At 65.2% G+C, this 18,113-nt stretch carries 18 protein-coding genes and 2 tRNA genes; 5 read left to right on the forward strand and 15 right to left on the reverse strand.

Translation table 11 applies throughout. From position 1 onward, the window contains the following. Window position 1 precedes the first annotated feature (1 nt). Window positions 2-77, forward strand: a tRNA-Glu gene (locus BW38_RS11390). Window positions 78-140: 63 nt separating this feature from the next. Here the strand turns inward: BW38_RS11390 and BW38_RS11385 are convergent. After that, window positions 141-557: a GNAT family N-acetyltransferase gene (locus tag BW38_RS11385; protein ID WP_032976173.1), complete on the reverse strand. Its 417-nt coding sequence runs from the start codon at window positions 555-557 to the stop codon at window positions 141-143. Between the two features lie 78 nt (window positions 558-635). On the opposite strand from BW38_RS11385, the gene BW38_RS11380 reads away from it, so the two are divergent. After that, window positions 636-1,592 (forward strand): SOS response-associated peptidase family protein, encoded by a 957-nt coding sequence (locus BW38_RS11380; RefSeq protein WP_032976174.1) that lies wholly within the window; start codon window positions 636-638, stop codon window positions 1,590-1,592. Window positions 1,593-1,601: 9 nt separating this feature from the next. Here BW38_RS11380 and BW38_RS11375 read toward each other — a convergent pair whose 3' ends face one another. Further along, complete coding sequence (locus BW38_RS11375; RefSeq protein ID WP_032976175.1) at window positions 1,602-1,982, reverse strand: response regulator; 381 nt, start codon at window positions 1,980-1,982, stop codon at window positions 1,602-1,604. 138 nt (window positions 1,983-2,120) lie between these two features. Here BW38_RS11375 and BW38_RS11370 point away from each other — a divergent pair. Beyond that, window positions 2,121-2,206: transfer RNA gene (locus BW38_RS11370), tRNA-Leu, on the forward strand. 103 nt (window positions 2,207-2,309) lie between these two features. Here BW38_RS11370 and BW38_RS11365 read toward each other — a convergent pair. Further along, window positions 2,310-3,395, reverse strand: coding sequence for a retropepsin-like aspartic protease (locus BW38_RS11365; protein ID WP_235189951.1), 1,086 nt, complete (start codon window positions 3,393-3,395; stop codon window positions 2,310-2,312). Here BW38_RS11365 and BW38_RS11360 point away from each other — a divergent pair. Beyond that, window positions 3,394-3,636 (forward strand): hypothetical protein, encoded by a 243-nt coding sequence (locus tag BW38_RS11360; RefSeq protein WP_032976177.1) that lies wholly within the window; start codon window positions 3,394-3,396, stop codon window positions 3,634-3,636. The genes BW38_RS11365 and BW38_RS11360 overlap by 2 nt on opposite strands. Before the next feature lie 657 nt (window positions 3,637-4,293). Here the strand turns inward: BW38_RS11360 and BW38_RS11355 are convergent. Together BW38_RS11355 and BW38_RS11350 are read right to left on the reverse strand one after the other, a co-directional pair. Then, window positions 4,294-6,129 carry a methyl-accepting chemotaxis protein gene (locus BW38_RS11355; RefSeq protein ID WP_032976178.1) on the reverse strand — a complete coding sequence of 612 codons (1,836 nt, stop codon included), beginning with the start codon at window positions 6,127-6,129 and terminating at the stop codon, window positions 4,294-4,296. 254 nt (window positions 6,130-6,383) lie between these two features. Further along, entirely contained in the window at window positions 6,384-6,677 is a 294-nt protein-coding gene (locus BW38_RS11350) for a hypothetical protein (RefSeq protein ID WP_032976180.1), read from the reverse strand. A gap of 160 nt (window positions 6,678-6,837) precedes the next feature. On the opposite strand from BW38_RS11350, the gene BW38_RS11345 reads away from it, so the two are divergent. Continuing rightward, a complete protein-coding gene (locus BW38_RS11345) occupies window positions 6,838-7,926 on the forward strand; it encodes a DUF5694 domain-containing protein (RefSeq protein ID WP_032976182.1) in 1,089 nt (362 codons plus the stop codon). 30 nt (window positions 7,927-7,956) lie between these two features. Here BW38_RS11345 and BW38_RS11340 read toward each other — a convergent pair whose 3' ends face one another. The 10 genes from BW38_RS11340 to BW38_RS11295 all read right to left on the reverse strand — a co-directional run bounded on the left by BW38_RS11340 (window position 7,957) and on the right by BW38_RS11295 (window position 18,046). Beyond that, a complete protein-coding gene (locus BW38_RS11340; RefSeq protein ID WP_025879248.1) occupies window positions 7,957-8,196 on the reverse strand; it encodes a hypothetical protein in 240 nt (79 codons plus the stop codon). A gap of 64 nt (window positions 8,197-8,260) precedes the next feature. Continuing rightward, window positions 8,261-10,462 carry a PAS domain S-box protein gene (locus BW38_RS11335; protein WP_032976183.1) on the reverse strand — a complete coding sequence of 734 codons (2,202 nt, stop codon included), beginning with the start codon at window positions 10,460-10,462 and terminating at the stop codon, window positions 8,261-8,263. A 199-nt stretch (window positions 10,463-10,661) separates the two neighbouring features. Then, window positions 10,662-13,055 (reverse strand): Tex family protein, encoded by a 2,394-nt coding sequence (locus BW38_RS11330; protein WP_032976184.1) that lies wholly within the window; start codon window positions 13,053-13,055, stop codon window positions 10,662-10,664. Between the two features lie 207 nt (window positions 13,056-13,262). Continuing rightward, window positions 13,263-13,478, reverse strand: coding sequence for a hypothetical protein (locus BW38_RS11325; RefSeq protein WP_025879252.1), 216 nt, complete (start codon window positions 13,476-13,478; stop codon window positions 13,263-13,265). Between the two features lie 718 nt (window positions 13,479-14,196). After that, complete coding sequence (locus BW38_RS11320; RefSeq protein WP_025879253.1) at window positions 14,197-14,649, reverse strand: hypothetical protein; 453 nt, start codon at window positions 14,647-14,649, stop codon at window positions 14,197-14,199. After that, a complete protein-coding gene (locus BW38_RS11315; protein WP_025879254.1) occupies window positions 14,646-14,849 on the reverse strand; it encodes a PspC domain-containing protein in 204 nt (67 codons plus the stop codon). Before BW38_RS11315 ends, BW38_RS11320 begins: the two co-directional genes overlap by 4 nt. Before the next feature lie 50 nt (window positions 14,850-14,899). Further along, window positions 14,900-15,268, reverse strand: a complete 369-nt coding sequence (locus BW38_RS11310) for a YfeK family protein (RefSeq protein ID WP_032976185.1) — start codon at window positions 15,266-15,268, stop codon at window positions 14,900-14,902. Beyond that, a complete protein-coding gene (locus BW38_RS11305; RefSeq protein WP_032976186.1) occupies window positions 15,265-16,332 on the reverse strand; it encodes a class III poly(R)-hydroxyalkanoic acid synthase subunit PhaC in 1,068 nt (355 codons plus the stop codon). The genes BW38_RS11310 and BW38_RS11305 overlap by 4 nt, the downstream gene beginning before the upstream one ends. Before the next feature lie 3 nt (window positions 16,333-16,335). Continuing rightward, window positions 16,336-17,409 carry a class III poly(R)-hydroxyalkanoic acid synthase subunit PhaE gene (gene phaE, locus BW38_RS11300; RefSeq protein ID WP_032976188.1) on the reverse strand — a complete coding sequence of 358 codons (1,074 nt, stop codon included), beginning with the start codon at window positions 17,407-17,409 and terminating at the stop codon, window positions 16,336-16,338. A 22-nt stretch (window positions 17,410-17,431) separates the two neighbouring features. Next, window positions 17,432-18,046: a phosphatidylcholine/phosphatidylserine synthase gene (locus BW38_RS11295; protein ID WP_025879258.1), complete on the reverse strand. Its 615-nt coding sequence runs from the start codon at window positions 18,044-18,046 to the stop codon at window positions 17,432-17,434. Between the last annotated feature and the right edge of the window lie 67 nt (window positions 18,047-18,113).

Raw genomic sequence — 18,113 nt, forward strand, 5'->3', positions numbered from 1 at the left:
CGTCCCCATCGTCTAGAGGCCTAGGACATCACCCTTTCACGGTGGCGACCGGGGTTCGAATCCCCGTGGGGACGCCAATCTTTGAAACCCCGGCTTCGGCCGGGGTTTTTCTTTGCCTGCGATTCCCTGGTGACCGCGTTTCAGAACCGGCGATACATGCCGATCGAGGCTGGCGCGGTCGCCTCAAAGCCAAACTGCGCATACAGCCGATGTGCCTCGCCATCGGCCAACAGACTCACATACGCCGACGGCGGCAGGTTGCCCTGCATCCAGTCGCTCAGACGCTGCATCACCGCCTTGCCCAGACCCTGCCCCTGCAGGCGCGGCAGCACGGCGATATCGCAGACCTGCAGGTGGCAACCACCATCGCCGATGATCCGGCCCATCGCTACCAGCTCGCTGCCCTGGTAGGCACAGACACCGAAAACGGTATTGGGCAATGCCCGCGTCGCCGCCTCATGGGTCTTTGCACTGAGCCCGGCCAGCGCACGCAGCTGGCAGTAGTCTTCAACCGTCGGCACCGCCTGACGGAACTGGATCGTCTCTGGATCATTCATGCAACGTCTCCTGGAAGGTCGAGCTATCCTGCCGCATCCATGTCGCAGCCGCTGCGACCCATCTTCCGGCAGAGTCCAATGTGCTATTCCGCCCTGATCCGCGCCGACTACGCCAAGCTGGTGCGCGAGTTCGGCGCCGTCCTCTCCCTGGAGGAGTTCGCCGAACTCTATGCGCATGATCCCGGCAAGAAACGACCGAAAACGCCGAAAGCGATGGACGACGGATTTGCCGGTGCGCGCACCGAACTGGGCCGCGACATCGTGGCGAAGATCCAGCAATGGCATGCACAGGAGCGGCAACAGCTGCAGGCTGAGCTGGAGCGGCAGCTTGAGCGTCGCGACATCGCCAATGCAACCCTGGCCACCCGTCCCACGCAGAAAGCGCGCAATGACCTGCGCGTTGCCGGCAACCGCATCGACCGCGCGCAGGCACGGCTGGACGACCTGCATCGGGAACAGCTGCTGCCACGCGACAACCGTATTTTTCCTGGCACCTACGCGCCGGTGATGGTCAGCGAGAATGGCCGGCGCGTGATCAAGCCGATGCGCTATCAATGCCGGCTTCCGGACAAGCCCGCGCGCAACGATGTCCTCTATCCCGGCACCTACAATGCGCGGCGGGACAGCCTGGAAGGCTATTGGCGCGGGGCCTTCGGACTGCGCCACGGCGTGGTGGTGGTACAGGCCTTCTACGAGCACGTTCCTCGCCACACCATTGCCGGCCGCACCCTGCACAACGACGAGAAGGAACAGGACGTGGTGCTGGAGTTCCGCCCTGATCCGCCGCGCGACTTGTTGCTGGCCTGCCTGTGGGCGGAATGGGAGGGCCCGGAAGGACGCCTGTTGTCGTTCGCCACCATCACCGATGGACCGTCAATCGATGTTGCCGCTGCCGGCCATGACCGGGGCGTACTGCCGATCCGCGCCGAGCATCTGGACGCATGGCTCAACCCGGACCCGGACAACCTGCCGGCGCAGTACGCCATCCTCGACGACCGCGAGGAGATCCGTTATGTCTACGAAGAAGCCGCCTGAGCGGTTGGATCAGGCGTTGGCGCTGGAACGTCCCACTGCGCGGACCAATGCCTTGGACAGTTCCGCCGACAGATAGGGCTTGATCAACAGTACCCCCGATCGCATCGCGACCGGCAGTTGTTCGGCGGCCATGCCGGTGGCGAGCACGAACGGCACCCCGCGCGCGGCCAGCGCCGCAGCGACTGGTTCACTGGTCTCGTTGTGGGCCAACCGGTAATCCAGCAGGGCCACGTCAGGGTTGGCCTCTTCCAGCAGGCGCAGTGCCTCGGCAACGGACGCGGCAAGACCAACGACCAGAGCACCGGAATGCACCAGCTGCATCTGCAGCAGCGCCGCACTCATCTCGTCGTTCTCCACTACCAGCACCCGCAGGTCCTGCAACGCTGACATAGGCTATCGCTCCGTGCCTGTTAAGCGTTGCCAGTATAGCCAGCAGTCGGCCGATACCGACAATTTGAAGCCATTTCGGCCCTGTTCGCCCGCACCTCTATGAACGCCCGCCCGGCTCGGGTACACTAGCCCGCTGCTGCCGGTGTGGCGGAATGGTATACGCAGCTGACTCAAAATCAGCCGGGGGTGACCCCATGAAGGTTCGAGTCCTTTCACCGGCACCACAAGCCTTGCAACGCGAGGCTTCCAGAAGGAATGGCGGAATGGAGTCGTGAATCAGCCGACTCCGGCCAATTCTCCTCCCCACTTCCCCTCTCGATCGTCCTGTCACCGCCGCAGTTGCTGCAGCACCGCCCTCCCGTTGGGACGCAGATAGACGTCGCCGGTCTTGGTGTCCAGCAGGATGTTGAAATTCCGAAGAACTTCACTTCCGATCGTGCCATCGCCACTGGAGCCGTCTTCGTCGATGGTGAAAGACACCTTGGGCTGGTCCAGACGAATCCCCTGAATATCCGCCGAGGGAACGCGAACGTCGACCGCGCGGATCTTCCTGCCTGCGCTCCCACTGAACTGTGACGTTCCGATCTTCTTCGTAAGAACATCCTGGAGGTTGTGTCGGGAACTGTAGGAATACCCCAGGTCGATGGTCCCGTTGCTGCCGGTATCCAAAGAGAGCCACGCCTGGAGTGATGCGTTCTCCGCATGCAACGTCACTTCGACAGCGGGAATGTTGTCGATCCATCGCGTGTTCATCCTGGTGTATCCCGCCGTGCTGGGCAAAGTGCCATGCACGAACAGGGTCTTCTTGTCGTAGTCGATCTCGACAACGCTCCCCTCGAAGAATTTCCAGCCGAGAACTGCATCGAAGGGCCGATTCTGGTAGTCGATTACTGCGGCGCCCAACATTCTGCTGGCACCGCCGAGAGCGACCGTGTTGTTCGTACTGTAGTCAACCAACGTCGTGCCGTCCGCGCCGGTGTTTTCGGATTGATCGTCGATTTTCATACCAGCCAGTTCGCTTGTAGCGACCGACACGGCCATACCGTCCGCCCCCGTGTCCACCAGGAAACGGAGGGGGCGCGAATGATTGATCGTGCCTTCGGCATATATTCGATGGTCCTTGCCCAGCTCGAACGGGATCGCGATGGTCTCCGCGGAGACGGCAGGAGCCCCACAAAGGGCAGTCACCGCGAGAAGGGCAAGAAACCGGATACGGCAGATCCTGGACATTGGCAGTTTCCGTTGGGCAAGGCATGAGTCCATGCTCTGCCTTGGATGCGCCACCGGGCCAAATGGCTTAATGCGAAGCCTGGCTTGGCCGCGATCGCGAGCCGGCGTATAACGCAAAACTCCGGCATCAAGGAAGTTGTAGACTTCGGCTCCATGGAAAACGGGCGTTAAGGATTCGAGCATGGCCGACACCGGATTGTTCCTCCTCAGCGATGTTTTCGGGCAGGAAGACGACAGCGGCCGTCTGCTGCAGGTAACCCAGGTGGTGTGTCGTTGTCTGGAATGCTCGTGCCGGTTCACCGGGCGGCCCAACGAAGGCCTGATCGATCTCCCCGGTGGCGCAATTCTCAGTTGCCCCAAGTGCCCCAATCGGCAGGCTATCAGCCTGGCCAGATTCGCAGACTTTCTGCAGAAGAACGTTTGACGCTCGGGCGTCCAGCGCTTTGGCCGGTCCTGGTTGATCAAGCGGCGATTGCACAAGGGTCGACCAGCGTCCTCAGCCTGTCCGTTTAGGCAGAATCCATAGCGCTTCAGCTCCAAAACTCTTGCTGAATCCGCACTCTCGTCACAAGATCAACCCGCTCCACCCTGCAGCATGCATTGACTCTTCGGTACACGGCCATGCCAGACACAGGTCTTTTCTACGTTCTCAACATCGACCCGATGCGCGATCAGCAGGGGAACATCCAAAGCGTCATCGCAATCAGCGTCCGGTGTAACAGTTGCCAGCACGTCACTCACTCGACAGGCCCCGACCTCCAATCCATACCGGGCGGTACGCTGCTCGCTTGTGCCCAATGCGGAGGGCGCCAAGCCGTCAGCAACGCCCGCTTGGTCGAGTGCGATCACACCTTGGCCGCCAGAGCGGACTCATCAATCAGTCCGATGCCTGGGTAGGCCCTTCCCAGCCATCAAGGTACCTGGCTAAATCGTCGAGAACGTCGACCACGCGCTGCCGATAGGGACACGGTGACTGAGCAGTGACGGGCGAGCCCGGAGTTTACTGCCGTTCCAGAGCAAGCCACCGTTGCGTTGGCCGGGGCGGCCCGCGCCGCCTCATAAGCCAGCGCGCGCCGGCGCCCTACACCACCCGCAGCGCCGGGGAATGCACGCCATGACCATGCCCTGCCCCCGCGTGCACACGGAACCCTGCCACCGTCTGCAGCAGCTGCGAAGACTGCTCTTCCATGCTGCGCGCGGCCGCTGAGGCCTCTTCCACCAGCGCTGCATTCTGCTGCGTGCCCTGATCGATCAGATCCACCGCGTGGTTCATCTGCTGGATGTCATCGCTCTGCTGTTGCGCAGCCGCACTGATCTCGGTCATCAGGTCGCTGACACGCCGCACGTCGACCACGATCTCGTCCATGGTCCGGCCGGCGCTCTCGACCTGCGCCGTTCCGGCACCGACGTTGGCAACAGACGCATCGATCAGCTGCTTGATTTCCTTTGCCGCACCCGCCGAGCGATGCGAGAGCTCGCGGATCTCGGTGGCAACCACGGCGAAACCACGACCATGCTCACCGGCACGCGCCGCTTCCACCGCCGCGTTCAATGCCAGGATGTTGGTCTGGAAGGCAATGCCATCGATCACACCGATGATGTCGACGATGCGACGCGAGGAAGCATTGATCACCTCCATCGTCGAGACCACGTCATGCACCACCTGGCCACCCCGTGCGGCCACATCGGCGGCGCCGCCGGCCAGTTGGCTGGCCTGGCGCGCGTTGATCGCGGTGCGCTGCACGGTCTCGGCCAGCCCCTTCATCGACACGGCGGTTTCTTCCAGAGAGGCAGCCTGCTGTTCGGTACGCTGGGAAAGGTCGTTGTTGCCTTCGGCGATCTCGCTCGCACCGACCGCAATGGTGTCTGCGGCGAACTTGATCTGACCGATGATGGCCGCCATCGCCTCGACCAGCGCGTTGACGCCACCGCATAGCTCGGCGATCGGGCCCGTCTTGTCGGCCATGCCGATGCTCCGGGTCAGGTCGCCCTCCTTTGCCGACGCCACCACTTCGCGCGTCTGCGCGACGGCGTGCTGCATTGCCTGGCTCTCATGCACCTGTGCGGTGATGTCGGTGGCGTACTTGACGACCTTGAACGGCCGGCCACCGGCATCGAGGATCGGGTTGTACGACGCCTGGATCCACACTTCACGACCGCCTTTGCCCAGCCGCCGGTACTGGCCTGCGTCGTACTCGCCGGAGCCGAGTTTTTCCCAGAACCGCCGATACTCGACACTGGCCCGGTAGTCGGGCTCGACGAACAGCGAATGATGCTGGCCACGCACCTCTTCCAGCGTATAGCCGGTGGCGGCCAGGAAGTTCGCATTGGCCGCCAGGATGCGGCCATCCATGCTGAACTCGATGACCGCCTGCGATTTGTCGATGGCGGCCAGCTGCCCCGCCGATTCGGCTGCCTGCTGCTTCTGCGCGGTGATGTCGGTGGCGAACTTGACCACCTTGTACGGCCGACCGTGCTGGTCAAGCACCGGGTTGTAGGAGGCCTGGATCCAGATTTCGCGCCCGCCCTTGCCGAAGCGCCGGTACTGACCTGCATCGAACTCACCGCGGCCCAGCCGCGCCCAGAAGTCGCGGTATCCGGTGCTGCGCGCGTCCTCGGGATCGACGAACAGGGAATGATGCCTGCCCTGGATCTCATCCAGGCGATATCCCACTGCCTGCAGGAAGTTGTCATTGGCCTGCAGGATGGTGCCGTCGAGGGCGAACTCGATGACCGCCTGCACCCGGTGCAATGCGGCCACCTGGGCCTCAAGCTCGACGTGCCGCCGATGCTGCTCGGCCACCTCCGTGGCGCGGCGCTGCCTGCCCAACACTCCCTGCAGCGCGCGCAGGGGAGACCAACGGGTGAGCACTTCGACCGGCGCCTGAGCACCTTCCATGGAGCCTGAAATAAGCATCGTCTGATCCTCGGTGTCCGGGTAGCGGTTGCGACCCGCCGGGCGGGATGCCCGGCGGCAACTTCGATTGCCTGGGACTGCAGACGCCGGAAGGCGTCACTCGAGCGACTGGCAGGAACAGTACGGCAGCTGCGATCGTCATCAAACAGCGGCGGAGCACACGGCACGGGCCGCCCATCGGAGGCAGCCTCGGGTCCGGCGGCGGGAGCCTGCAGCGGGCTCCAGAGAAGGTAACGGCGCGACGGCCAGCAACTTTAGGGGGCCAGCCCCTGGTCGGCAGCGCGCCGCAGAACCCAGCGCAGCAGTATCGTTGCCAGCACCGCCGGCAGGTAGCCCAGACTGCCGCAGACGACCAGCAGGGACGGCCCCGCCAGCGGCCCGCCGCCGCCCAGGATCCAGCTGCGGGTAGCGAGGATGTACAGCGCGAACGGCACCAGCAGCAACGGTGCCAGCCGCAACAGCTGCCACCGCCACCTCCCCGGCCCGATCCAGCCGGCCAGTGCACCCAGCACGGCACCTGCAGCTGCGATGGTGGCGATTTCATCCATGACGCGCTTCCGGAAGTCTTCCAGCCACCATTCTGGACCAGCGCCGACGGAAAGGGGATGCGGCAGGCACACAGAAGGTTGCAATGACCATCGGGACATCCCTTGCCTGCGCGCTGCCGGCAGCATGCGCCCACTGAATGGATTTTTCCTGGGAGGCAGCATGCTTCGACGCTTGAACGCCATCATCTTCCTCAGCCTGTGCAGTGCCGGCGCATTGGCCAGCGACGCGGGCTTCCGCCCCAGCTTCCATCCCGACCAGCTGAAGGGGCCACCCGCCGGTCGCCACAACGAAGTACTGGTGCTTGGGACAGCACATCTGTCGGAACTGCCAAAGACCTTCGAGCCGGCCATGCTGGAGCCGTTGTTGCAGCGCTTGGCACGTTGGCGCCCGGAGGCGATTGCCACCGAAAACCTGTCCGGCCTGCAGTGCGACTTCATGCGTCGCAATCCCAGCCGCTATGCCGAAAGCGTCGAAACCTACTGCTTCGACACCGACGCGGCCCGCGTCGCCACCGGCTTCGACGTGCCCAGCGCGAACGCCGAAATGGGACGCCTGCTGTCGGCATGGCCGGCAAGCCCGACAGCCGCGCAGCGTCGGCACTTGGCCGCGGTGTTCCTGGCCGCTGGCGAGCGCGGATCGGCGCAGGTGCAATGGCTGCGCCTGCCTGTGCAGGAGCGCGTCGCCGGCGACGGGCTGGATGCTGCGCTGGTCGAGATTCTCGACAAGAGCCTGACCCGTCGCAATGAAACCAACCTGGTGGCCGCAGTCCTCGCTGCCCGGCTGGGACTGGAGCGCCTGTGGGCAGTGGACGATCACACCGCCGATTCGGCAACCCCGCCCAAGGACGAGAAAGCAGCACGCGAAGCGATCATGTCGGCCTGGGACAATCCGCACGCAAACGCACGGCGGGACGCCGACGAGCCGCTGTATGCCAACATCGGCAAGGTCGATGGCGTGCTGGACCTGTATCGCGCCTACAACCGCCCCGGCGTCGGCCTGCAGGCCTACCAGGCCGATTTCGGTGCTGCGCTGGTCGAACCCTCACCCCAGGGCTTTGGCCGCAACTACGTGGGCTACTGGGAAACCCGCAACCTGCGCATGGTCGCCAACATCCGCGAAGTGCTGGGCCAGCGCCCGGGAACGCGCCTGCTGGCCATCGTTGGCGCCTCGCACAAAGGCTACTACGAGGCCTACCTCAACATGATGCACGACGTGCAGCTGGTGGATGCCGAAGAGGTGCTGCGCTGAGGCCCGCACCTGATCAACGCAGCAGATCCGCTACCCACGTTGCTGCGCATCGCGACGCCCGGCGCGCCAGATCATCACGCTGGCAGCGACGATGCAGCCCAGGGTGACCAGCAGCATCAGCGCCACGCCCCACTGCACCACGGGGACCAGCATCCGGGCCTGCTGGTCGTTGCGCAGCTGCTCCAGCCGGAGCCAGCCGGAGAGAGCCAGGGACCAGCCGACAACGGCCGGCGCATAAGCACGGACTGCACTCAGGTTCCAGGACGTCATGTTGTTTTCCTGCCAAGGTGGGGCGTTGGCGCAGTATTCGCCGCGCCCCTCTCACAGGCTGAGATCAGCCGTCGCTGAGGTCGCCGCCGTCCGCCGGCGAGCTACCGGGCAGTTCGCCGGTTTCGCCCTGCACCTGCACATTGTTGCGCCCCATCGCCTTGGCCCGGTAGCACTGGGCATCGGCGGCGGCGACGGCCTGGTCCACGCTCATGCCGGCGGCAAGCGGTGCGATGCCGATGCTGGCGCCGATCCGCAGCTGGTGCTGGTCCCACGGAATGGACAGGTTGGCCAGGGTATGCAGCAACTCGCCGCCGATGCGCGCCGCTCGCCGCGGGCTGCACCCGGACAGGATCACCGCGAATTCGTCACCGCCCAGGCGCGCCACCACATCCGAGTCGCGCACACCATGGCGCAATACGCTGGCCACGGCCCACAGCACGGCGTCGCCGGCCAGATGACCAAAGGTATCGTTGACCGGCTTGAACCGGTCCAGATCGATGTACATCAATGACGCCGCCTGCCCGGTCCGCTCGACCCGGGTGATCGCCTGCTGCAGATGCACTTCGAAGCCGCGGCGATTACCCAGTTCGGTCAGTGGGTCCATCTCCGCCAGGTGCCGTGCCTCGCGCTCGCGTGCACGCTGCTGGGTGTCATCGCGCAGGACCCACACCGCACCACGCACCTGGCCCTCGTCGTCGCGAAGCCAGGCCCGGGTCAGGTCAACCGGCACCACGGCGGTACCCAACTGCAGCAGCAGATCGGCATGCAGATCCACGGCGTTGCTTTCCGGATCCAGCAGCACGCTGACGTCGAGCTGCGATTGCGGCGCGTATTCGGTGGTCAACGACAGCACGTCCTGCACGAGATGCCCGGCCAGCGACAGCGCTCCATCGCCGGCAAGCATTCGCACGGCGGCCGCGTTGGCATATTCGATGTGGCCATCCAGGGCCACGCTGAGTACCAGGTCGGCAACCGCATCCAGGGTGATGCGGCTGCGCTGCTCGCTTTCGAACAGGCGCTGCTCGCTGCTGCGCTGGGCGCTGACATCCTGGATCTGCGACACGAAATGCAACGGTTCACCGCGCTCATTGCGTACCAGCGATACCGACAGCCGTGCCCAGATGGTGTTGCCCTCACGGCCCAGGTAGCGCTTTTCAAGGTGATAGTGCGTGCGTCGCCCCGCCAGCAGGTCCTGCACCAGGGCCAGGTCGGTCTGCAGATCGGCCGGATGGGTCAACCGCTGGAAATCGACCTGCAGCAGTTCCTCGCGCGTGTAGCCGAGAATGCGGCACAGCGCATCGTTGACATCCAGCCAGCGCCCTTCCAGCGATACCAGCGCCATGCCCAGTGCCGCCGAAGTGAACGCTCCGGCGAACTTTTCCGCCGCAAGACGAGCCTCGGCGCGCGCCTGCAGGATCTCGGTGATGTCGATGGCCATGCCGACATAGCCGATGCGCTCGCCATTGGCGCCATCCATGCGGCTGATTGACAGGCGTACCTGGCGACGCTGACCGTCCTTGCGCAGCAGTGTCCACTGCCGCGAATACGTCTGGCCCTCGGCACGTGCACTGAGTGCCTCGAACACACCCGGAACCTGTCCATCAGCGGTCGCCAGCGGTCGCAACCACGCCTGCAGTTCAACCGGGTCGTGGAAGGCATCCAGGCGGCGCGTACCCACTACTTCAGCGGCGGTGTAGCCGAGCAGGCGCTGCGCGCCGGTATTGAAAATGGTGATGATGCCATCGGTGTCGGTCGCGATCACCGCGACTTCGTCTGAAGCATCCACCATCGCCTGCAGGCGCTGCCGCATTTCGGCCGCGTCCTGGCGCGCCTGCTGCAGTTCGGTGACGTCGGCATGGGCGCCGGCCATCCACAGTGGCCTGCCCTGCCCGTCCCATTCGAATACCCGTCCGCGATCGTGGATCCAGATCCATTCGCCATTCCTGTGGCGCATCCGCAACAGGCAGACATAGTGGTCGGTGCGGCCATCGAAGTGGTCCTGCAGGGCCGCATCGGACAGCGCCAGATCATCCGGATGGACCAGCGCGATGAAGGTCTTCTGGCAGATCGGTTCAAGTTCGTCCAACCGGTAGCCGACGATCTCGGCCCACCGTTCGTTGACCCGCATCTGCCCGCTCTGGACGTTCCATTCCCAGGTGCCGGCCGCGGTGCCCTCGATGATCATCGCCAGGCGGCGGCGCTCTTCGGCCAGTTCCTGCAGCCGGCGCTCCAGCAGTGCGTTGCCGCTGTTGCCCTGATCGGCCATCAGCCGCCTCCCCTGCCGACGCAGCTGCCCGCAGGCCGTGGCGAGCCACAGCGGTCACGGAACAGGGCGGATGGTGCTGACGGCATGGCCTCCCCAGCGACAGCAGGGGCCCAGGCGCCCCTTCCGGCGCAAGTGTGCGCATTGCCGGGGAACATCGACAAGTCCCCCACCCGGCAGCGCCGGGAGGGGGACGGCGGACTCAGCTGCGCTTGGCCCGGGCGAACGCCTCGGCCAGGGCATTGTTGGCTGGCGGCGCGGCCTGTGCCGGGCGTCCGCCATTGCCCGGGTTGCGCCCCTGGCCACGTCCCTGCCCGGGGTTGGCAGCGTCGCGGCGCGGCGCCTGCCCCTGGCTGCGTTCGTCACGGCTGCCCGGGCGGCTGGTGGCCTGGCCGGGCGTGTCGTCCAGACGACGGGTCAGGGCGATGCGCTTGCGCGGCACGTCCACCTCCAGCACCTTCACCTTGACGATGTCGCCGGCCTTGACCACGTCACGCGGATCCTTCACGTAGGTATCGGACAGCGCCGAGATGTGGATCAGGCCGTCCTGGTGCACGCCGATATCGACGAACGCACCGAACGCGGCCACGTTGCTGACCACGCCTTCCAGCACCATGCCCTCGCGCAGGTCCTTGATGTCCTCGACGCCATCAGCGAAACGGGCCGCCTTGAATTCCGGGCGCGGATCACGGCCCGGCTTTTCCAGTTCCTTGAGGATGTCGCGCACCGTCGGCACACCGAATGTCTCGTCGGTGAACTGCTCGGCCTTCAAGCCGCGCAGGAAACTGCCGTCGCCGATCAGCGCCTTAATCGGGCGCGCGGTGCTGGCGACGATGCGCTCGACCACTGGATAGGCTTCCGGATGCACCGACGATGCATCCAACGGCTCATCGCCATCGGCGATACGCAGGAAACCTGCACATTGCTCGAACGTCTTCTCGCCCAGGCGCGACACCTTCAGCAGGTCCTTGCGACGCTTGAACGGACCGTTGTCATCGCGGTGGCGCACGATGTTCTCGGCTACCGTCGACGACAGGCCCGAGACGCGCGACAGCAGTGCAGCCGACGCCGTGTTGACGTACACGCCGACGGCATTCACGCAGTCCTCCACGCGCGCATCCAGTGCGCGCGCCAGGCGGTACTGATCCACGTCGTGCTGGTACTGCCCCACGCCGATCGCCTTCGGCTCGATCTTCACCAGTTCGGCAAGCGGGTCCTGCAGGCGACGGGCGATCGATACCGCACCACGGATCGACACGTCCAGGTCCGGGAATTCCCTGGCCGCCGTTTCCGACGCCGAATACACCGACGCCCCGGCTTCACTGACCACGATCTTCTGCGGCGCGTTGTCACCCAGCGCCTTGATGGCTTCACCGGCCAGCTTGTCGGTCTCGCGGCTGGCGGTGCCGTTGCCGATCGCGATCAGCTGCACGTTGTGCTTGGCACACAGCTGCTTGATCGTCTGCAGCGACTGCTCCCACTGCCGGCGGGGCTCGTGCGGGTAGATGGTGTCGGTGGCGACCAGCTTGCCTGTGGCGTCGACCACGGCAATCTTGCAGCCGGTGCGGATGCCCGGGTCCAGGCCCAGCACGCTTTTCGGGCCGGCCGGTGCGGCCAGCAGCAGATCCTTGAGGTTGTCACCGAACACCGCGATGGCTTCGGCCTCGGCTTTCTCGCGGGCCTGGTTGAACAGGTCCAGCAGCAGGTGCATGTGCAGCTTGGCCCGCCAGGTCAGGCGGCAGGCGTCCAGCAGCCAGCGATCAGCGGGGCGCCCCGCATCGCGGATACCGGCGTTGTGCGCCACGCGCCCTTCGGCGTACTGATGTCCGGCCTCGGCATCCTTGCCTGGGTCCAGCTCCAGGAACAGGATCTCCTCGCGGCGCGCACGGAACAACGCCAACAACCGGTGCGAGGGAATCTTCGCCAATGACTCGGCGTGCTCGAAATAATCGCGGTACTTGGCGCCCTCGGTTTCCTTGCCCTCGGCAACGCGGGCACGGATCACGCCCTGCTCGCTCAACCAGCTGCGCAGCTCGCCAACCAGCGTGGCGTCCTCGCCCCAGCGCTCCATCAGGATCGCGCGGGCACCTTCCAGCGCGGCCTTGGTATCGGCTACGCCCTTGTCGGCATCCACGAACGTGGCGGCAAAGACCTGCGGGTCCTGTGTCGGATCGCCCAACAGGCCGTCGGCCAACGGCTCCAGTCCTGCTTCGCGGGCGATCTGCGCGCGGGTGCGACGCTTGGGCTTGTACGGCAGGTACAGATCTTCCAACCGGCTCTTGGTGTCGGCGGCGAGGATCTCGTTGCGCAGCTCATCGCTGAGCTTGCCCTGCTCACCGATGCTGGCCAGCACCGCCGCACGGCGGTCTTCCAGTTCGCGCAGGTAGGTCAGGCGGGTTTCCAGGTTGCGCAGCTGGGTGTCGTCCAGGCCGCCGGTGACTTCCTTGCGGTAGCGGGCGATGAACGGAACGCTGGCGCCTTCATCGAGCAGGCCGACAGCGGCGCTGACCTGGGCGGTCTGGGCACCGATTTCATCGGCGATGGTCTGGGCGATCTGCTGGGCGAGCTGGCGCTGGGCGTGCTTGGCGTCGTGCATTGTTTCCGGCCTGGGCCGCATTGCGGGAAAGGCCCATTCTTGCAATGCGCGGGCGGCAGGGACAAGGCGTTGACAGAGCGGCGGTTCAGGCGGTGGGTCCGGATGGGACGCCGGCATCCTGGCAAAAGGGGCTCGGACTGGCCCCGGGGCTGGGATGCCGGCGCGGACGCGCGATGGTGGAGCGCGTCCTGCCGCGTACTGCGAAGGTCAGCGGTAGTGGCGGGCGGCACGCTGCATGACGATGTCGTCACGCAGGCTCTCCAGCGCCATCAGGCGGACCTTGCCGACACCCTGCAGTTCCATGAACCGCTCCGTGTAGAACTCCGGCCCCAGCGCGGTATCGGCGCGGGATTTGCTGAAGCCGTAGGGCACCACGCCCTTCTCGCCATCCTTGCTACCACCGACATAAAGAACGATTGCCATGTGATGTCTTCCTCCAAATTGCTACTGCGTACTGCACACGATGAGCGGTACTTGTTGGCTCATCGGGATAGAGCTTACCGCGGCCAAGCTGACTGGAACGTCACGAAGACTAATGACGATCCGTTGCATGCAGATGACTGCGGGATAGCAGCAGAACGCTTACGGATCTTTAACTTCCGGCTAACGAATCCGCGGGTTTCAGCCAACGGCGCAGCCCCTCGTGGGTGGGTGTGGTTGGTCGCGGAATGCAAAAGCCGCAGGTGGGTCGGCCGGGTTGGGTTCGCGGGGGACGCCGTGAATCCGTCCCTGGAGGCTTGGCCGCGGCATCCATGCCGCGGACACCCCCGCGAACCCAACCCGACCGCCCTCTGACAGATTTCTGCGGTCTGCCACCCACGGAAAAGAAAAAGAAGATCAAAAGCAAAAACGGCCCGGCCGGCCGTTTCCTGTAGAGCCGAGCCCATGCTCGGCTCTATACGAGCAAGCGCAGCGCGCGACCCGCTGTTGCTGTTCTTTTTCTTCTCCGTGGCTGGACGCGCGCGGAAACTGTCACGGGCCGGGCAGGTGGGTTGCGCAGGGGCGTGAGCCGCATGGATGCGGCGACCGAGCTTACAGGGACGTACTTGCAGCGGCCCCTGCGCAACCCACCCCGCCCGGCCCAATCACATGAATCGCATTTCGCGACCCACCCACGAGGGGCTGCGCCGTTGGCTGGAATCTACGGCCACCAGCCGTGCCCGAACCGCGCGTAATGATCGGCCGCACGCTCGAACGGATTGCGCGCACTGACACCACCACACAGCAGATACACCGGCAGGTACAGCGGCCCCAGCACCAGATACTGGTACACGTGCGCACGCTCATGGTCATCCAGCCGGATCAACGGCTCCACGCCCCACCCCGCCTGATGCGCGTAGGTACGACAGCACATGCCCAGATCGTGGCCGGTGTGCAGGATCACGTTGCCCAGGGTGATCGCTCCGCCCGGGCCCCAGGGCCAGTGATCGAAAACCACCGCGCAATCACGACCGCTCCAGCGCATCTTCGCACCACCCAGCAACCCGGCCAGACCGCCAAGCAGGCCGATCAGGGTATTGGGCACGGTCCACAGCGCGCCCAGCACCTGCAGCGCGCGCAGCCAGATCGGCCAGGGCCGGGACGCGGTGTTCAATCCGCCTCGTTGGGGATCAGCAGCCACAGCAGCAGGTAGACCAGGATGCCGGGGAAGGCGGCCGACGCCAGCGAGACCACCACGTACAGCACCCGTACCAGGGTCGGGTTCCAGCCGAAACGATGGGCGATGCCGCCCATCACCCCGGCAATCATGCGGTCGTTCAGCGAGCGCGACAGGGTGCGCGGCACAGCGTTCATGGCGAGGTCTCCCGGCTGACTGGCTGTTGCCACTGTAGCGCCTGCAATGTCTACGGCGTGCGTTGGCGCAAGGCCTGCAGGCGGGCGCCGAACCACGCCGCGGAGGTCTGTTCGGGCTGGCCGGGGCAGCGGATCCGATACGCCTTGCCACTCATGCTGCTCTGACTCGCGGCACGCTCGATGAACTGCTCGGCGGTGTCGACCATGTCTTTCTTCAGCAGGTAGTCGTACTTGCGCTGCAGGTGGGAACGCGCATCGGCGGGACCGTACCAGCTGCCATTGCGCTGGAACTGGCACTGGGAGCCATCCAGGCTTCCGATCAACTGCGCGATCTCGCGGCGCGCATCGGCGCTCGGCGCAGCGCTGGCGACGCCGGGCGCAAGGGCCAGGGCAAGCGCAAACAGAGGGGAATGTTTCATGGCGTGCGTTCCTTCAGCCAGTTGTCGATGGTCGCCGGCACTTCGCGCTGTGCGCGGCCGGAGACGTAGATGCCGATATGCCCACCGCGGAAACTGGATTCGGTGTAGTCCTGTGTGCCCAACCGGCCACGCATCGCGCGCGATGCATCCGGTGGCACCAGATGATCCTGTTCGGCGTAGATGTTCAGCACCGGCAGGGTCACCTGCGACAGATCCACCGCCTCTTCGCCGATGCGCACGGTGCCATTGACTAGGCCGTTGCCCTGGTAGAACTGCTTGATGAACTCGCGGAAGGCTTCACCCGCGAGGTCCGGCGAGTCGAAGATCCACTTTTCCATGCGCAGGAAATCCTCCAGCGCGGCCTTGTCATCGAGGATGTCGAGCAGGCCCACGTACTTCTGCACGTTCAGGCGGAATGGCTTGAGCATCAAGTAGCTGGCATTCATCAGATCGGCCGGGATGTTGCCCAGCGTATCCACCAGCAGATCCACATCCACCTGCTGGGCCCAGTGCGACAGCATGTTGTCGGCGGTCTGGAAGTCGACCGGGGTGACCATGGTGATCAGGTTGCCCAGCTTCTGCCGCCGCAGTGCGGCGTAGCACAGGGCGAACACGCCGCCCTGGCAGATTCCCAGCATGTCGACGGGGCCTCCAATGCGTGCGCGCAGCGCATCCACCGCGCCATCGATGTAGCGCAGCAGATAGTCCTCAAGCGTCTGGTAGCGTTCGGAACGGTCCGGATAACCCCAGTCCAGCACATAGACGTCCTGGCCCAATGCCAGCAGCTTCTGCACCAGCGACCGATCGGCCTGCAGGTCCACCATGTACGGGCGGTTGACCAGTGCGTACACGATCAGCAGCGGTGTGCGCCGCACCGGAGCGTTCTCGCCGACGAAGCGATACAGCACCACTTTGCCATCGCGCCAGACTTCCTCGCGGGCGGTGGCGCCATAGTCGACGTCCTCCACCTGCGGCAGCAGCTTCAACCCCTCCATCAGCTTGCGCTGCATGGCCAGGGTCTCCTGCATCAGGTCATCGGCATTGAAGCCCAGCGGTCCTTTCATGGCTTACGACTTCCGCGTGGTCGCGCGGGTGGTGGCCTTCTTCGCTGGCGCTTTCTTCGCAGCAGCTTTCTTCGCAGCAGGCTTCTTCGCTGCAGCCTTCTTCGCTGCAGGCTTGCGCGCGACGGGCTTGACCCTGGCAGGCGCTGGCTGGGCAACCGGATCGACGGCATCGGTACCGGCAAGCGCCGCCACCTGTGCCTGCACCCGGCGCAGGCTGCGCTCGAGCTCGGCAATGCGACGGTGGGCGGCATCCATCTCGCTGCGGGTGGGCAGGCCGATACGTTCACTCATCTGTTCAACCTCGCGCTGCAGGCCTGCGCGCAGGCGCATCTGTGCGTTACCCAGCGAGGCATACACCTGCTGGAACGGCTCGGACATGGCGACCTTGGCGTAGGCCTCCTCGGCCACTTCAATCCACAGATCGAACATCGCCCGGGCGCTGGTCAGCTGGCTGCCGGGCTGCTCGTGTTCGGCCAAGCGCTGTTCGAACAGGTCGAACGCCTCTTCCAGTGCCTGCTTGATCTGCTCGACATAGGCCTGCGAATGCTGCTGGTACTCCTCCTGCGCGCGCAGCAGGGCCTGCCACCGCGCCTGGTGCTCGCGGCCGGGCCCGAACGCCGGGCTCTGCAGCCAAGGGCCAGCCAGCGTCTGCAACTGCTGGAACCACGCCGTGAACTCGGGCGGAGCAGCGTCCACACGGGTGCTGCCGCGGGCCCCCTGCAGCATCCACTGCAGCATGCCGTCGCCCTGCCCCTTCACCGCTTCACGCCAGGCCTGGGCAACCTCGGCACTGCTGGCATCGCGGCCCGCAAAGCGTGCAGCGACTTCCTGCATGGTGCCGTACCAGCTGCCAGCTTGATCGCGGAACCGCCGCACTGCCTCTTCGGGCGCGGCAGCACCGGTCCCGGGCAGCAGTTGGCCCCACCAGTCGAACAGGCGCTTCCAGCTGCCCGGGTCGTCGCCAGCCGGGGTTCCCGGCACGGCTGCATGGCGCAAGGCATCACCCCAGGCGCCGAAGTACTGGCGGGCCAGATTCTCGAAATCGCTGCTGCCGGCGTCGTTGGCCGAGCTGGTCATCGCGCTCCTCCGCAGGGCTGGGTCATGGCTTGGGAATGCGCAGGGTCTTGCTGATCATCAGCGACCCGGACAACGCGAACAGCAGCACCAACGGATGCAGCTGCCAAGGGCCAATCTGCCACTGGCCCAGCCACAGGTCGTGGCCGATGGCATCGGTGCCGGCGGCGATCGCCAGCACGATCACCAGCGCCAGGCTGGTGGGAATCGGCGTTCCCTCGAAGTACTTCACCTTGCCTTCGTCACCGCTCATCGCCTCGGCGGTTACGTTGTAGCGAGCCAAGCGGCTGACGCCGCAGCAGACGAAGTAGCTCAGCACCAGCCAGTCCCAGCCCCCCTGCATGCCACAGGCATAGGCCAGCGCTGCGGGCGCGACCCCGAAGGAAATGACGTCCGACAGCGAGTCGAGCTCGCGGCCCAGGGTCGAACTGGATTTGCGCCAGCGCGCGATGCGGCCGTCCAATGCGTCGAAAATGAAAGCCAGCGGGATCAGCGCCATGCCGAACAGCAGGTAGCCGCGCTCGCCATCCTGCAGGAAACGCATTGCGGCAAACACCGCGCCGGTGCCGCAGAAAGCGTTGGCGAGGGTGAACCAGTCCGCCAGATGGAACTCGCGCAGCATCGAGAAGTGACGTTTCATGAAGTCTCACGGGGCATCAAGGCCCACAGGGTACCGCGAGCGCCGCCACCGGCAACAGCGTGGGCTG

The organism is Stenotrophomonas sp. RIT309, assembly GCF_000632045.1.
Lineage (GTDB): Bacteria > Pseudomonadota > Gammaproteobacteria > Xanthomonadales > Xanthomonadaceae > Stenotrophomonas > Stenotrophomonas indicatrix.

Coding starts and splice junctions, on each gene's coding strand:
- BW38_RS11385 (WP_032976173.1), bottom strand. CDS start 557: ATGAATGATCCAGAGACGATCCAGTTCCGTCAGGCGGTGCCGACGGTT.
- BW38_RS11380 (WP_032976174.1), top strand. CDS start 636: ATGTGCTATTCCGCCCTGATCCGCGCCGACTACGCCAAGCTGGTGCGC.
- BW38_RS11375 (WP_032976175.1), bottom strand. CDS start 1,982: ATGTCAGCGTTGCAGGACCTGCGGGTGCTGGTAGTGGAGAACGACGAG.
- BW38_RS11360 (WP_032976177.1), top strand. CDS start 3,394: ATGGCCGACACCGGATTGTTCCTCCTCAGCGATGTTTTCGGGCAGGAA.
- BW38_RS11365 (WP_235189951.1), bottom strand. CDS start 3,395: ATGCTCGAATCCTTAACGCCCGTTTTCCATGGAGCCGAAGTCTACAAC.
- BW38_RS11355 (WP_032976178.1), bottom strand. CDS start 6,129: ATGCTTATTTCAGGCTCCATGGAAGGTGCTCAGGCGCCGGTCGAAGTG.
- BW38_RS11350 (WP_032976180.1), bottom strand. CDS start 6,677: ATGGATGAAATCGCCACCATCGCAGCTGCAGGTGCCGTGCTGGGTGCA.
- BW38_RS11345 (WP_032976182.1), top strand. CDS start 6,838: ATGCTTCGACGCTTGAACGCCATCATCTTCCTCAGCCTGTGCAGTGCC.
- BW38_RS11340 (WP_025879248.1), bottom strand. CDS start 8,196: ATGACGTCCTGGAACCTGAGTGCAGTCCGTGCTTATGCGCCGGCCGTT.
- BW38_RS11335 (WP_032976183.1), bottom strand. CDS start 10,462: ATGGCCGATCAGGGCAACAGCGGCAACGCACTGCTGGAGCGCCGGCTG.
- BW38_RS11330 (WP_032976184.1), bottom strand. CDS start 13,055: ATGCACGACGCCAAGCACGCCCAGCGCCAGCTCGCCCAGCAGATCGCC.
- BW38_RS11325 (WP_025879252.1), bottom strand. CDS start 13,478: ATGGCAATCGTTCTTTATGTCGGTGGTAGCAAGGATGGCGAGAAGGGC.
- BW38_RS11315 (WP_025879254.1), bottom strand. CDS start 14,849: ATGAACGCTGTGCCGCGCACCCTGTCGCGCTCGCTGAACGACCGCATG.
- BW38_RS11310 (WP_032976185.1), bottom strand. CDS start 15,268: ATGAAACATTCCCCTCTGTTTGCGCTTGCCCTGGCCCTTGCGCCCGGC.
- BW38_RS11305 (WP_032976186.1), bottom strand. CDS start 16,332: ATGAAAGGACCGCTGGGCTTCAATGCCGATGACCTGATGCAGGAGACC.
- phaE (WP_032976188.1), bottom strand. CDS start 17,409: ATGACCAGCTCGGCCAACGACGCCGGCAGCAGCGATTTCGAGAATCTG.
- BW38_RS11295 (WP_025879258.1), bottom strand. CDS start 18,046: ATGAAACGTCACTTCTCGATGCTGCGCGAGTTCCATCTGGCGGACTGG.